The organism is Micromonospora trifolii, from assembly GCF_022229005.1.
GTDB classification, from domain to species: Bacteria; Actinomycetota; Actinomycetes; order Mycobacteriales; family Micromonosporaceae; genus Micromonospora; species Micromonospora trifolii.
Genome location: NZ_JAKKFD010000038.1, coordinates 86,916 through 100,243, shown reverse-complemented (window position 1 = coordinate 100,243; position 13,328 = coordinate 86,916). Strand labels below are relative to the sequence as shown.

Sequence of the window (13,328 nt, the reverse complement as noted above, 5' to 3'; positions counted from 1 at the left end):
GCTGGCCGCCGAGGGCGGCGCCAGCCTCCAGGTGGTGGACGCGCCGGCCTCCGCCCCGATCGAGGACCAGCCGGCCCTCGCGCCGGAGCAGGTGGATTCCGCGCTGCGCTACGGCTGGCGGTTGGCCGAGCAGGCCGCCGACGCCGGCGTACAACTGCTGGTGCTCGGCGCGTGCGGCGCCGGCACCGAGGCGGCGGCCGCGGCGGTGCTCGCGGCGACCGCGGGCGCGGAGCCACCCGCCGTGCTGGGCCGGGTGATCACCGAGTCCGGCGAGATCGACGACGCCGCGTGGATGATCCGCTGCGCGGCGGTTCGCGACGCGCTGCACCGCACCCGACGCTCGTCGCGCGGCGCCAAGGAGATCCTGGCCGAGCTGGGCGGCGGCGACGTGGCGGTGGCCACCGGCGTGCTGCTCGGCGCCACCGCCCGCCGGGTGCCGGTGCTGCTCGACGGGCCGGTCGGGTTGGCCGCCGGCATGGTGAGCCGTGACCTGGCCGGGCAGGCCCGGCACTGGTGTCTGCTGGCCGACCACGGCGGGCACCCGGCCGTGCGGCTCGCCGCCGACGTGCTGGGCCTCACCCCGCTGCTCGACCTGCGGCTGGATCTCGGCGAGGGCGCGAACGCGCTGGTCGCGCTGCCGCTGCTGCGCTCGGTGCTGGCGCTGTCCGCCGCGCTGCCGGTGCACCCGTCGCTGGGCGGCACTGACGACACCGACCCGCCCGCCGACGAGCCGGAGTCCACCGACCCGAGCTACGCCGACCCGGATCTCACCGAGCCCGACTCGACCGAGCCCGACTCGACCGAGCCCGACTTCGCCGAGCCGGAGCCGGCCGGGCCGGGCCCGGCCAGCACCGGGGCGGACGAGCAGCCGGCGTCGGGCTGGCGTGCCGGCTGAGCCACGGCTGCTCGCGGGAGCCCGGCTGGCGGTCACCACGTTCACCACGCTGCCGGTGCGGGCCGGGCGCATCGACCGCCCGGTCGCCGGCACGGCGATGGCCCTCGCCCCGGTGGTCGGCGCGCTGCTCGGCGCCCTGCTGACCGGTGTGCTGCTGCTGACCGGCGCGCTCGCCCCGCCGCTGGTGGCGGCCGGCGTGACAGTCGGCGTCGCCGCGCTGCTCACCCGGGGGCTGCACCTGGACGGGCTGGCCGACACCGTGGACGCGCTCGGCTCGTACCGGCGGGGCGCGGCCGCCCTGGAGATCATGAAGAAGCCGGACGTCGGCCCGTTCGGGGTGGTCGCCCTGGTGGTCGTACTCCTGGTGCAGGCGGCGGCGCTCGCCGACCTCGCCGGCCGGTCCTGGCCGGCGTGCCTCGCGGCGGTGGTCGCGGCGACCGCGGCCGGGCGCCTCGGTGTCACGGTGGCCTGCCGGCGGGGAGTGCCGGCGGCCCGGCCCGACGGGCTGGGCGCGCTGGTCGCCGGCACTGTCGGCCCGGTGGCACTGGCCGTCGGCGCTGTCGCCGTCGTGCTGCTGGCGGTGCCCGCGGTGCCGGGCCGCCCATGGCAGGGGCCGCTGGCCGTCGTCACCGCTGTCGCCGTCGCGCTAGGGCTGCTCAACCACGTGGTACGCCGGCTCGGCGGGATCACCGGCGACGTCCTGGGCGCGACCGTCGAGGTGGTCACCACGCTGGTCTACCTGGGTCTGGTGCTGTCCGGCTGAACCGGGCCCGGCGGGCCGGGTAGCGTTCGGCTCGACAACACCGGCGCGGCCACCGGGGGATCCCACAATGCTCATCACGGACGACTTCCTGCCCGTTCCGGTGCCGGAGTCGCTCAGCGCGACCTACCTGGTGCCGATGGCGGGGCTACCGAAGGTCAGTGCGAAGACAGCGGTGGCGGCCCTGACCGGCCGGCTGGCGGAGCCGGTGCACGGGCTGGCCCGGCAGATGCTCGACAGCCCGCTGATGAGCGTCGACACCCGGCCGATCGCCGAGTTCCCCGAGCTGCCACCGGACCTGCTCACCGCGTTCGGCGCCACCAAGGAGCAGCTGGACCGGCTGGCGGCGGCGACGCACCTGGTGGTCGTGCAGGCCGAGTACCGGCCCGGCTGGCCCCCCGCGCACGAGTGGGCCGCCCGGGCGGTAGCGGCAGCCGTGGCGGAGTCCGTCGACAGCGACGTGGTGGACGTCTTCGGCCTCCAGTTCCTCGACCCGGCGACAGCGCTGCGCTCCCTCCCCGACGAGCAGGGCCGCATCCGACTTGTCGACTGGGTGCTGGTGCCGTACTCCTCGGACACCGAGGGCCTCTGGTTCACCACGAAGGGGCTTCGCCGCTTCGGTCTGCTGGAGTTGCAGACCCAGGGGGTGCCCGACCACCTCACCCGCGCCTGGGGTGCGGTGATGACCGGTGCGGCCCGCCGACTGCTGCGGGACTGGACCGACGGGCTCACCGGCGAGGAGGTGCCGGCGTTCGTGCAGCTGCCGGTGCTCGCCACGGTCACCGGCCACGACATCGCTGTGGCGTACGGCAACCCGGAGCAGCACGGCGCCACCGCCCCGGTGCTGCTCCGCCTCGAACTGGACCCGGCCACCGACCCGGAGGCCGACTCGTTCCTCAGCCTGCGCCCGCCGGCCGGGCACCCCGGCCCGGACGGGCGCTACTACGCCGCCGCCTGCGCGACCCTGTTCTCCGGGATCCAGCCGGACGTGCGCTACGCCCGCTCCGGTGACGCGATGAGCCGCGCGGTCGCCACCGCCCGGGCCGCGCTCGGTGACGCGCGGGCCCGGTTCGTCGCCGGCCTTCTCCCCACCGAGTCGCAACTGGTGGTGAAGTACGGCCTGCCCGGAGACGACGGCCCGGAGTATGTCTGGGCGGGCGTCACCTCGTGGGAGACCCCGGAACGCATCGTCGGCGTGAGCGCCAGCGACGCCAACACCGACCCGAGCGTCCGCATCGGCGCCCCAGTCGTGGTGGAGGCGACCGAGGTAGTCGACTGGGCCGTCCTGGACGCGACAGGCGTCATAGAAGGTGGCTGGACCCAAGCAGTCCTGGACTCCGGCGAACCCCCAACCCCGAACCCCAGTTGATCAAGAGGTTTGCGTCAGAATCTCATCCGAACATGACGCAAACCTCTTGATCACCGGGGCAAGGGGACCCGGGGGTTACTTCACTGAGGGGGTTACGAAGGGGGGCTTCGTCAGCTTCAGGGGGGCTCGGCGGCCTCGGATGTCGATCTCGACCTCGTCGCCCTCGACCAGGTTGGCGTTGGTGTTCAGCAGGGCCAGCGCTATGCCCTGTTTGCGGGTCGGGGAGAAGGTGCCGCTGGTCACGGTGCCGACCTGGGTGTCGCCCACGTGCAGGGTCATGCCGGGGCGGGGGATGGCACGGTCGACGGCCACCAGGCCGCGCAGCGTACGCCGGGGGCCGGCGGCCTTCTCGGCGAGCAGCGCGTCGCGGCCCCAGAAGGCCGGCTTGTCCCAGCCGACCGCCCAGCCGGAGCGGGCCTGCACCGGGCTGATGTCCAGGGAGAGGTCCTGCCCGTGCAGCGGGTACCCCATCTCGGTGCGCAGCGTGTCCCGGGCGGCCAGCCCACAGGCGCGCAGCTCGAACGCCGCGCCGGCGGCGAAGAGCGCATCCCAGACGGCGACCGCGTGCTCCGCCGGCACCACCAGCTCGTAGCCCAGCTCACCCGTGTAGCCGGTACGGCAGACGGTCAGCTCCACCCCGGCCAGGCTCGCGGCGGAGAAGCTCATGTAGCCGTGTTCGGTGGGCAGGTCCAGGGCGGCCAGCAACTCGGCCGAGCGGGGGCCCTGCACGGCCAGCACCGCGTACGCCTCGTGCTCGTCGGTGACGGTCACCTGCGCGGGCGCGGCGGCGCGCAACCGGCGCACCACCTCGGCGGTGTTCGCCGCGTTCGGGATGAGGAAGACGTGGTCGTCGGCGTAGAGGTAGGCGATGATGTCGTCCACCACACCGCCGGTGGCGTCGTCGCAGCAGAGCGTGTACTGCGCCCGACCCGGGCCGATCCGGCCGAGGTCGTTGCTGAGGCAGGAGTTGACGAAGTCGGCCGCGCCGGGGCCGCTCACCCGGGCCTTGCCCAGGTGTGACACGTCGAATACCCCGACCGCCGTCCGCACCGCGGTGTGCTCCTTGAGCACTCCACCGCCGGCGTACTCCAGCGGCATCTCCCAGCCCCCGAAGGGGGCGAACTTGGCTCCGGCGGCGGTGTGCCGCTCGTGCAGCGGGGAACGGCGCAGCCGGGTCGCGGCGGCGTCGGAGGTCACGTCGGTCATGGGTGGCAACTTACCGGGGGCAACGTCGCTGGTTAGCATCGGCGGGAGCCCGCTGGCGCTGTCGGCGGGACAGCCATGACGTCCGGCGGGTAGGTTCCGCCGGAGACCTTCACCGCCGGTACGCGACGCCGCGACCGGCCCGGCCCGCCCGGAGTAGCTTCAGTGACTTCACCCCGCACCACCAACCTGAGCCTGGTCGACACCGACCCGGCCGAGCTCGCCGTCGACGCGATCGTGATCGGCGTGCACAGCCAGACCGGAGAGCAGGGCGCCACCAGCGGCCTCGCCGGCACCCTGCTGCTCGCCAGCGGCGCGGAGAGCATCGCGGCCGCGTTCGACGGCAAGCTGACCGAGACTCTCGCGCTGCTCGGCGCGACCGGCGGGCCGGGTGAGGTCATCAAGCTGGCCACGCTGGGCACCGTGACCGCCCCGCTGGTCACCGCGGTCGGGCTCGGCCCGGAGCCGTCGGGTGCCGCCCCGGCTCCGGAGACGCTGCGCCGGGCCGCCGGTGCGGCGATCCGGGCCCTGGCGGGCGCACCCACTGTCGCGCTGGCGCTGCCGCTGCCGGACGACGCGGACGCGTCGGCGGAGCTGCGCGCGGTCGCCGAGGGCGCGCTGCTGGGTGGGTACCGGTTCGCCGGTTACAAGACCCGGCCCCAGCCGACCCGGCGGGAGCCGGTGGCCGAGGTGCTCATCGCGGTGCCGGACGCCGGCGACGCGGGCGCCCAGGCGGAGATCGCCCGGGCGCAGGCGGTGGCGGGCGCGGTCCGGCTCAGCCGGGACTGGGTGAACACCGCGCCGAACGAGCTGCGTCCGCCGTCGTTCGCCGACGCGGTCGCCAGCGCGGCGCGCGAGGCGGGCCTCGGCGTCGAGGTGCTCGACGAGGCGGCGCTGGCCGCAGGCGGGTACGGCGGCATCGTCGCGGTCGGGCAGGGCTCGGAGGCCCCGCCGCGGCTGGTGAAGCTGACCTACACCCCGCAGGGCGGCGGCAACGGCAAGCGGGTCGCGCTGGTCGGCAAGGGCATCACCTTCGACACCGGCGGCATCTCGATCAAGCCGGCGCAGGGCATGTGGGAGATGAAGTCCGACATGGCGGGCGCCGCCGCTGTGGGCGCGGCCATGCTGGCGATCGCCGCGCTGAAGCCGACGGTGGCGGTCAGCGCGTACCTGCCGATGGCGGAGAACATGCCGTCGGGCACCAGCTACCGGCCGGGTGACGTGATCACCATGTTCAACGGCAAGCGGGTCGAGGTGCTCAACACCGACGCCGAGGGTCGGATGATCCTGGGCGACGCCATCGCCCGCGCCTGCGCGGACGGCACCGACTACCTGTTCGAGACCTCCACCCTGACCGGCGGCCAGGTGATCGCGCTGGGCAAGCGGATGGCCGGCGTGATGGGCACCCCGGAGCTGTGCGACCGGGTGAAGGTGGTCGGCGACGCCGTCGGCGAGCCGGCCTGGCCGATGCCGCTGCCCGACGACGTCCGTAAGGGCATGGAGTCGGATGTGGCGGACATCTCGCAGGTCAACGCCGGGATGGACCGGGCCGGTCACATGCTGCAGGGCGGCGTGTTCCTTCGCGAGTTCGTGACCGACGACGTGGCGTGGGCGCACATCGACATCGCCGGGCCGGGCTACCACTCGGGTGAGCCGGTCGGCTACTGGACCAAGGGTGGCACCGGTGTACCGGTCCGCACGCTGGTGCAGCTCGTCGAGGACGTCGCCACCAACGGCTGACGGGACACGCGAAGGGGCCCCCTGCTCAAGGGGGCCCCTTCGCGTAGGTCAGTGACGCTCGGGGCGCCGTTTGCGGCGCTCGTTGAAGTCGCGCATCCGCTGCGGGTAGCCCATCAGCCGGACGTCGTACACCGGGATGCCCATCCGGTACGCGAAGCGCCGGGCTCCGTCCGGGCCGTCGATGCGCCGGCGGGTCCACTCCCCGTCGTCGGCGATCAGGATGACGGTGGTCTCCGTCACTGTCGTCCTTGGTTCGATGTACGCCTCGACGCCGCGCCGACTCCGGATGAAGTTCTCCAGATGGTCCAGGTCGCCACGATCGGCGGCACGGTCATGGCTCGGCACAGTCGCCTGTTTGCGGCGCCGGAACAACCCCACCGGATCTCTCCCCCACCGTGCGTCATCGACAACGGTGCCAAGGGTACGTGTCGATGACGTGTCGTTGGGCACCTCAGTACGCACCCTGTGCCCAGTGGTGACAAGATGACCGAGGTGGGGTGTGTCCGTGTTACATCCCCGTGACCCCCGATGCAGCGACGCGACCTGGGAGTTGGACGTGAGCGAGCCGAACGAAGCGACCTTCGACATTGTCATTCTCGGAGGTGGCAGCGGCGGCTACGCGACCGCGCTGCGCGCCGCCCAGCTGGGCCTGAAGGTCGCGCTGGTCGAGAAGGGCAAGCTCGGGGGCACCTGCCTGCACAACGGCTGCATCCCGACGAAGGCGCTGCTGCACGCGGCCGAGATCGCCGACCAGGCTCGCGAGTCTGAGCAGTTCGGTGTGAAGGCCGAGTTGATCGGCATCGACATGGCCGGGGTCAACTCGTACAAGGATGGCGTGATCTCCCGCCTCTACAAGGGCCTGCAGGGCCTGGTGGGCGGCTCGAAGAACATCACAGTCGTCGAGGGCGCCGGCAAGCTGGTCGGCAAGAACGTGGTCGAGGTGGCGGGCAAGCGCTACACCGGCCGCAACATCGTCCTGGCCTCCGGCTCGTACGCGAAGAGCCTGCCCGGCCTGGACGTCGACGGTGAGCGGATCATCACCAGCGACCACGCCCTCACGATGGACCGGGTGCCGTCGTCGGTGATCGTGCTCGGTGGCGGCGTGATCGGCGTCGAGTTCGCCAGTGTGTGGAAGTCCTTCGGCGTGGACGTGACGATCGTCGAGGCGCTGCCCCGGCTGGTCGCCGCCGAGGACGAGGAGTCGTCGAAGGCGCTGGAGCGGGCGTTCCGCAAGCGGAAGATCAACTTCAAGGTCGGCAAGCCGTTCGAGAAGGTCGAGAAGACCGAGAGCGGCGTCAAGCTGACCATCCAGGGCGGCGAGACCGTCGAGGCGGAGCTGCTGCTCGTCGCCGTCGGTCGCGGCCCGAACACCGCCAACCTCGGGTACGAGGAGCAGGGCGTCAAGATGGACCGCGGCTTCGTGCTGACCGACGAGCGGCTGCGCACCAACGTGCCGAACGTCTACGCGGTCGGCGACATCGTGCCCGGCCTCCAGCTCGCGCACCGGGGCTTCCAGCAGGGCATCTTCGTGGCCGAGGAGATCGCCGGGCAGACCCCCGCCGTGATCGACGAGGTCGGCATCCCGCGCGTCACCTACTGCGACCCGGAGCTGGCGTCGGTGGGTCTCACCGAGGCGAAGGCCAAGGAGCAGTACGGCGCCGACAAGGTCAAGACGTACAACTACAACCTGGGCGGCAACGGCAAGAGCCAGATCCTCAAGACCACCGGCTTCGTGAAGCTGGTCCGGGTCGAGGACGGCCCGGTGGTCGGCGTGCACATGATCGGCGCCCGGGTGGGTGAGCTGATCGGCGAGGCGCAGCTCATCTACAACTGGGAGGCGTACCCGGCCGAGGTCGCCCAGCTCGTGCACGCCCACCCGACCCAGAACGAGGCCCTGGGCGAGGCGCACCTGGCCCTTGCCGGCAAGCCGCTGCACGCGCACGCCTGATCATCCAAACCGCGGCGTCCGGCGACGGGCGAAGATCCCACCAGGGGAATGAAGGAGTCTCAGAAAATGCCGGTATCGGTCACCATGCCCCGGCTCGGCGAGAGCGTCACCGAGGGCACCGTCACTCGCTGGCTCAAGCAGGAGGGCGACACGGTCGAGGTTGACGAGCCCCTGCTCGAGGTCTCGACCGACAAGGTCGACACCGAGATCCCGTCGCCCGCTGCGGGCGTGCTGAGCCGGATCGTGGTCGGAGAGGACGAGACCGCCGAGGTCGGCAGCGAGCTGGCCGTCATCGCCGGTGAGGGCGAGTCGACCGGCGGTGGCGAGGCCGCCCCGCAGGAGCAGGCCCCGGCCGAGTCGGTCGAGCCGGCCGCCGAGCCGACGGCCGCCGCCGAGGGCACCGCCGACGAGGTGGCCCAGGACGAGGCCCCGGCCGAGGCGCCGGCTCCGGCCGCCGCCTCGTCGGGCGAGGGCACCGCGGTGAAGATGCCCGCCCTGGGCGAGAGCGTCACCGAGGGTACTGTCACCCGCTGGCTGAAGCAGGTCGGCGAGACCATCGAGGTCGACGAGCCGCTGCTGGAGGTGTCCACCGACAAGGTGGACACCGAGATCCCGTCGCCGGTCGCCGGCACGGTGCTGGAGATCAAGGTCGCCGAGGACGAGACCGCAGCGGTCGGCGCCGACCTCGCGATCATCGGTGCTGCCGGCGGGGCCCAGGCGCAGCCCGAGCCGAAGGCGGAGGCCAAGCCGGCGCCGAAGGCCGAGCCGAAGCCGGAGCCGAAGGTCGAGGAGCCGACGCAGGGCGCCTCGTACAGCGAGCCCGCCGCGGAGACCGAGAGCTCGGCGCAGCCGGCGAAGACCGAGCAGGCCGCGCAGCCGGCCGCGTCGACCTCGACGCCGCCGCGCCCGTCCGCCCCGGCACCGGGTGCCGGCGAGGACGCCGCCGGGTACGTGACCCCGCTGGTGCGCAAGCTGGCCAGTGAGCACGGCGTCGACCTGGCCTCGCTCAACGGCACCGGCGTGGGCGGTCGGATCCGCAAGCAGGACGTGCTGGAGGCCGCCGAGAAGGCGAAGGCCGCCAAGGCCGCTCCCGCCGCCGCACCGGCGCCGTCGGCCGCACCGTCGGCGGCTGCTGCCAAGCCGGCCGAGAAGCCGCAGCCGAGCAGCAAGCGGGGCACCACCGAGAAGCTGCCGCGCATCCGGGCGACCATCGCCAAGCGGATGCAGCAGTCGCTGCACGAGACGGCCCAGCTCACCACGGTGGTCGAGGTGGACGTCACCCGCGTCGCCAAGTTGCGGACGCGGGCGAAGGAGTCGTTCCAGGCCAAGCACGGCGTGAAGCTGTCCTTCCTGCCGTTCTTCGCGCTCGCCGCCATCGAGGCGCTCCAGACCCACCCGATCATCCAGGCCAGCATGGACCTGGACGGCGGCACGATCACCTACCCGGCAGCCGAGCACCTGGGCATCGCCGTGGACACCGAGCGCGGCCTGCTCGTGCCGGTCATCCACAACGCCGGTGAGCTCAACATGGGCGGCATCGCCAAGCGGATCGCCGACCTGGCCGAGCGCACCCGGGCCAACAAGATCACCCCGGACGAGATGGCCGGGGCGACCTTCACCCTGACCAACACGGGCAGCCGGGGCGCTCTCTTCGACACCCCGATCGTGCCGTCGCCGCAGTCGGCGATGCTCGGCACGGGTGCCGTGGTCAAGCGGCCGGTCGTGGTCAACGACCCGGAGCTGGGCGAGGTCGTCGCGATCCGGTCGATGGTCTACCTGGCCATGTCCTACGACCACCGGCTGATCGACGGCGCCGACGCGGCCCGCTTCCTGACCGCTGTCAAGGAGCGGCTGGAGGCCGGCAACTTCGAGTCGGAGCTGGGCCTGGCCTGATCCACCCGCAACGCCGAGAGGGCGCCCCGGTCACCGACCGGGGCGCCCTCTCGTCTGTGGTCCTCAGCCCTTGAGCAGGGCGGTCGAGACCTGCCAGAGCCGCTCGGCGGCCTCCGGGTCCAGCGCGTACGCCGCGACTCCGGTCCGCCCACCGGGCTCGTTGGGGGCGGCCTCCTGACAGTCCTCGAAGTAGCGCCCGCCGACCCCGTCGAGCAGCGGTGAGGCGGCGACCAGCACCGAGGTGGCGGCACCCTGCTCGACGGTCTTCCAGGTCGCCGCGTTACCGGCGCGCAGCCGGTTCAGTTCCTCCTCGCTGACGTAACGCTGGAGGTTGGTCCGGATCGCGCCGGGCATCAGCGAGTTGGTGAGGATGCCGTCGTCGGCCCAGCGCCGGGTGGCCTCAACGGCGAACAGCACGTTGGCCGTCTTGGACTGCCCGTACGCCTGCCACGGCTCGTACTCCCGGTTGTCGTACTGGATGTCCTCGAAGACCACCGGTGAGCGCAGGTGGGCGGTGGAGCTGACCGAGACGATCCTGGCTCCGTCGCCGGCGGCGAGTGCCGGGCGCAGCCCGGTGGCGAGCGCGAAGTGCCCCAGGTGGTTGGTGGCGAACTGCATCTCCCAGCCCTGCGGGGTGCGGGACAGGGGTGCAGCCATGATGCCGGCGTTGTTGACCAGGATGTGCACCGGGCCGTCCCAGTTGGCCACGAAGTCGGCGACCGAACCCTGGTCGGCGAGGTCGAGCGGGGCGACCAGGACGTTGTCGTTGCCGGTGGTGCCGGTGATGTCGTTGGCGGCCTGCTGACCCGCGTCCGGGTTGCGGACGGCCAGGGTGACCTCCGCGCCGGCGCTGGCCAGGGCGCGGGCCGTCTCCACGCCGATCCCGGAGGACCCGCCGGTGACGATCGCCCGCCGCCCGACGAGGTCCACGCCCTGGATCACGTCCATGGCCGTGGAGTGAGGGGTGAACGAAGTGGTGATCGGGTTGTTGGTCGTCATTGTCCATCCTTGTCCGGGGTGGGCGGATCGACCGGCCCGCTGCGGGAGGCCGTGGCCCCGGTGTTTCCCCGAGCCGGGCCAGAGGTAACGCCGGACCCGTCGCCATCGCCGTTCGGGCCTCCGACCAGCCCGGACGCTGCCAGAGTGGGATCGTGGGCGGTTACCGGCGGGGTGGACAGCTGGGACCGGCCGTCCCGATCGCCCCGGGCGCCCGGGTGGACAAGTTCGAGGTCTTCTTCGACCTGGTCTTCGTCTTCTCGTTCTTCATCATCACCCGGGCCACCGCCGCGAACATCTCCGGTCGGCAGCTGCTGCACGCTGCCCTGGTGCTCGCCGTGCTCTGGTGGATCTGGGTGGTGCACAGCCTGGTCGCCACCCGGGTCCGGCTCGGCGAGGGCTACGTCCCGGTGCTCATGGTGATCGCGATGGTCGCCCTGTTCGCGTTCGCGCTGGCGCTGCCGCAGGCCTTCAACGACCCGAAGGGAAGCGCCGCCGGCCCGATGCTGGTGGCCATCAGCTACGTCGTGGTCCGGGCCGTACACATGATCCTGTATCAGCACGTGGTGCGGGACAGCCCGCAGGAGCGGCGACAACTGCGGCGGTTCGCCCCGGAGCTGGCGGTGAGCATCGTGCTGCTGCTGGCCGCCGCGCTCATCCCGCCGCAGATCACCGACCCCGACCGGGCGGCCCTGGTCCGCGACGGGCTGTGGATCACGGTGGTGGTGGTGCAGTACGCCACCGGCTTCATCGTCGGGACCTGGGGTTGGGGGGTGACCAGCGCCGAGCACTGGACGGAGCGCTACGACCTCATCCTGATCATCGCGCTGGGCGAGTCGATCATCTCGACGGGCGTGGGCGGCAACCTGCTCGGCAAGCCGGTCACCTGGCCGGCGGTGGCCGCCGCCGCGCTCGGCATCGTGGTCACCGCCGCCCTCTGGTGGGCGCACTTCGACTTCATCGGGCCGGCCGCCCGGATCGCCCTGCACGCGGCGGAGGGCGCCCCCCGGGTGGCGATGGCCCGCGACGCGTACGCCTATCTCTACCTGCCGATGATCGCCGGGGTGATCCTCTTCTCGATCGGCAACGAGGAGGTCCTGCACAAGATCACCGACCCGGCCGGCGGGATCACCGAGAAGGTCGAGGGGCCGGCGGTGCCGATGCTCTTCGGCGGGTTGATCTGCTATTTCGCCGTCAACCTGCTCTTCCAGCTACGCACCCTGCACACCGTCAGCTGGACCCGCGTCGGCGTCATAGTGGTGCTCACGGCGGCCCTTCCGGTCGGTCAGCACCTGCCGGCGCTGGGGGCGCTCACCCTCGCGACAGTGATCTGCGTGGCGCTGGTGGCCGTGGAGGTGACGGTGATGGCGCAGTCCCGGCACGCCCTGCGGGCCGCCGTCTTCCAGGAGCGGACCACCCACGAGGCCCACGAGGCCGCCTGGCGCGCGCGCTGGCACGACGTCCGGGAGACCGACGAACCGACCACTCCGTGACCGCGGGTTTTGGGGCGTGACCGGCCGGCCCTAGACTTCGGCGCAGCGTCGCAGTGCACCCGGCCCGAAGGCCGCCGTGGGCATGGAGGCGCGGGGACAGCATGGGACGAAACGTGCACCCAACCGGTTCACCGGCCGGCCGGCTCGCCGCCGTCGGCAATCAGATGATCGAAATCCACCTCTGGCTCAGCGCGGAACTGGCCCGGCTCCAGGCAAGCCTCGACACCCCGTCCCGGGACCTGCGGGCGCACTGTCTGACCTTCTGCGCCGCGCTCGGCCGACACCACACCGGCGAGGACGCTGGCGCGTTCCGGTTGCTGGCCGAGGAGGCCCCCGAGCTGCGCCCGGTCATCGACAACCTGATCACCGATCACGAGGTCGTGGCGGGGATCCTGGAACGGGTCGAGGCACTGCTGAGCGGCGACGCGGCGGTGCCGGTCGCCCAGGTGCGCGCCGAGCTGGGCGGGCTGGCCGCCCTGCTGGAGTCGCACTTCCGCTACGAGGAGAAGCGGCTGGTCACGGCCCTGAACGCGCTCACCGGTCGAACCGGTACGACCGAGGAACTACTCGGCCTGGCCAGGCCCGGTTTCCTTCAGTCGGGTTCCGACCCCGGTGTCGTGCCGGGCAGCCGCTCGTAGAAGCGGATCTTCTCCCGGAGGTGGTCGTACTGGCGCTGGAGCAGGCGCATCTGCTCCTCGACCCGCGCCGCGTGGTGGCACAGCAGCTCGTGCCGCTCGTCGGTGGTGTGCTCGCCGTCGCGGGCCAGTTGCGCGTAGCGGCGCATCTGCGCGATCGGCATCCCGGTGTCGCGCAGGCAGCGAAACAGCACCAGCCAGCCGAGGTCGTCGTCGGTGAAGACCCGCTGCCCGCCTGTCGTCCGCTCCACGTCAGCGAGGAGGCCGATCTTCTCGTAGTACCGCAGAGTGTCCAGACTGAAGCCGCTGCGGCGGGCGGCCTCCGAGGGGGCGTAACCGCTCATGTCGCGAGATGGTAGTGCTTGACCTGGAGCGCGCTCCAGGTTGGAGGCTGGT

At 72.4% G+C, this 13,328-nt stretch carries 12 protein-coding genes; 8 read left to right on the top strand and 4 right to left on the bottom strand.

Annotated elements, in window-relative coordinates:
- The 3 genes from NIE79_RS23285 to NIE79_RS23275 form a co-directional block, all read left to right on the top strand.
- The coding region (locus NIE79_RS23285) for a nicotinate-nucleotide--dimethylbenzimidazole phosphoribosyltransferase (protein ID WP_238680577.1) at positions 1-895 on the top strand (895 nt) is incomplete at its 5' end.
- Positions 885-1,658, top strand: a complete 774-nt coding sequence (gene cobS, locus NIE79_RS23280) for an adenosylcobinamide-GDP ribazoletransferase (protein WP_238680576.1) — start codon at positions 885-887, stop codon at positions 1,656-1,658. The genes NIE79_RS23285 and cobS, both read left to right, overlap by 11 nt.
- Positions 1,659-1,725: 67 nt before the next feature.
- Positions 1,726-3,024 (top strand): DUF2314 domain-containing protein, encoded by a 1,299-nt coding sequence (locus tag NIE79_RS23275; protein WP_238680575.1) that lies wholly within the window; start codon positions 1,726-1,728, stop codon positions 3,022-3,024.
- 75 nt (positions 3,025-3,099) lie between these two features.
- Here the strand turns inward: NIE79_RS23275 and gcvT are convergent, their stop codons facing one another.
- Positions 3,100-4,230, bottom strand: a complete 1,131-nt coding sequence (gcvT, locus tag NIE79_RS23270; RefSeq protein ID WP_238680574.1) for a glycine cleavage system aminomethyltransferase GcvT — start codon at positions 4,228-4,230, stop codon at positions 3,100-3,102.
- Positions 4,231-4,392: 162 nt separating this feature from the next.
- Here gcvT and NIE79_RS23265 point away from each other — a divergent pair, with 162 nt between their 5' ends.
- On the top strand, positions 4,393-5,967 hold the full coding sequence (locus NIE79_RS23265; RefSeq protein WP_238680573.1) for a leucyl aminopeptidase: 1,575 nt from the start codon (positions 4,393-4,395) through the stop codon (positions 5,965-5,967).
- Between the two features lie 48 nt (positions 5,968-6,015).
- Here the strand turns inward: NIE79_RS23265 and NIE79_RS23260 are convergent, their stop codons facing one another.
- Positions 6,016-6,345, bottom strand: coding sequence for a hypothetical protein (locus tag NIE79_RS23260; RefSeq protein WP_238680572.1), 330 nt, complete (start codon positions 6,343-6,345; stop codon positions 6,016-6,018).
- 178 nt (positions 6,346-6,523) lie between these two features.
- On the opposite strand from NIE79_RS23260, the gene lpdA reads away from it, so the two are divergent.
- Both lpdA and sucB read left to right on the top strand, forming a co-directional pair.
- Entirely contained in the window at positions 6,524-7,915 is a 1,392-nt protein-coding gene (gene lpdA / locus NIE79_RS23255; RefSeq protein WP_238680571.1) for a dihydrolipoyl dehydrogenase, read from the top strand.
- A 66-nt stretch (positions 7,916-7,981) separates the two neighbouring features.
- Complete coding sequence (gene sucB / locus NIE79_RS23250) at positions 7,982-9,808, top strand: 2-oxoglutarate dehydrogenase, E2 component, dihydrolipoamide succinyltransferase (protein ID WP_238680570.1); 1,827 nt, start codon at positions 7,982-7,984, stop codon at positions 9,806-9,808.
- Between the two features lie 63 nt (positions 9,809-9,871).
- Here the strand turns inward: sucB and NIE79_RS23245 are convergent, their stop codons facing one another.
- Entirely contained in the window at positions 9,872-10,807 is a 936-nt protein-coding gene (locus tag NIE79_RS23245) for an SDR family NAD(P)-dependent oxidoreductase (protein WP_238680569.1), read from the bottom strand.
- A 152-nt stretch (positions 10,808-10,959) separates the two neighbouring features.
- On the opposite strand from NIE79_RS23245, the gene NIE79_RS23240 reads away from it, so the two are divergent.
- The gene (locus NIE79_RS23240; protein WP_238680568.1) at positions 10,960-12,297 is read left to right on the top strand and encodes a low temperature requirement protein A; all 1,338 of its coding nucleotides are present in this window, start codon (positions 10,960-10,962) and stop codon (positions 12,295-12,297) included.
- A gap of 101 nt (positions 12,298-12,398) precedes the next feature.
- On the top strand, positions 12,399-12,935 hold the full coding sequence (locus tag NIE79_RS23235) for a hemerythrin domain-containing protein (protein WP_238680567.1): 537 nt from the start codon (positions 12,399-12,401) through the stop codon (positions 12,933-12,935).
- Here the strand turns inward: NIE79_RS23235 and NIE79_RS23230 are convergent.
- A complete protein-coding gene (locus NIE79_RS23230) occupies positions 12,890-13,276 on the bottom strand; it encodes a MerR family transcriptional regulator (RefSeq protein ID WP_238680566.1) in 387 nt (128 codons plus the stop codon). The two genes, NIE79_RS23235 and NIE79_RS23230, sit on opposite strands and share 46 nt — an antisense overlap.
- Positions 13,277-13,328: the final 52 nt, after the last annotated feature.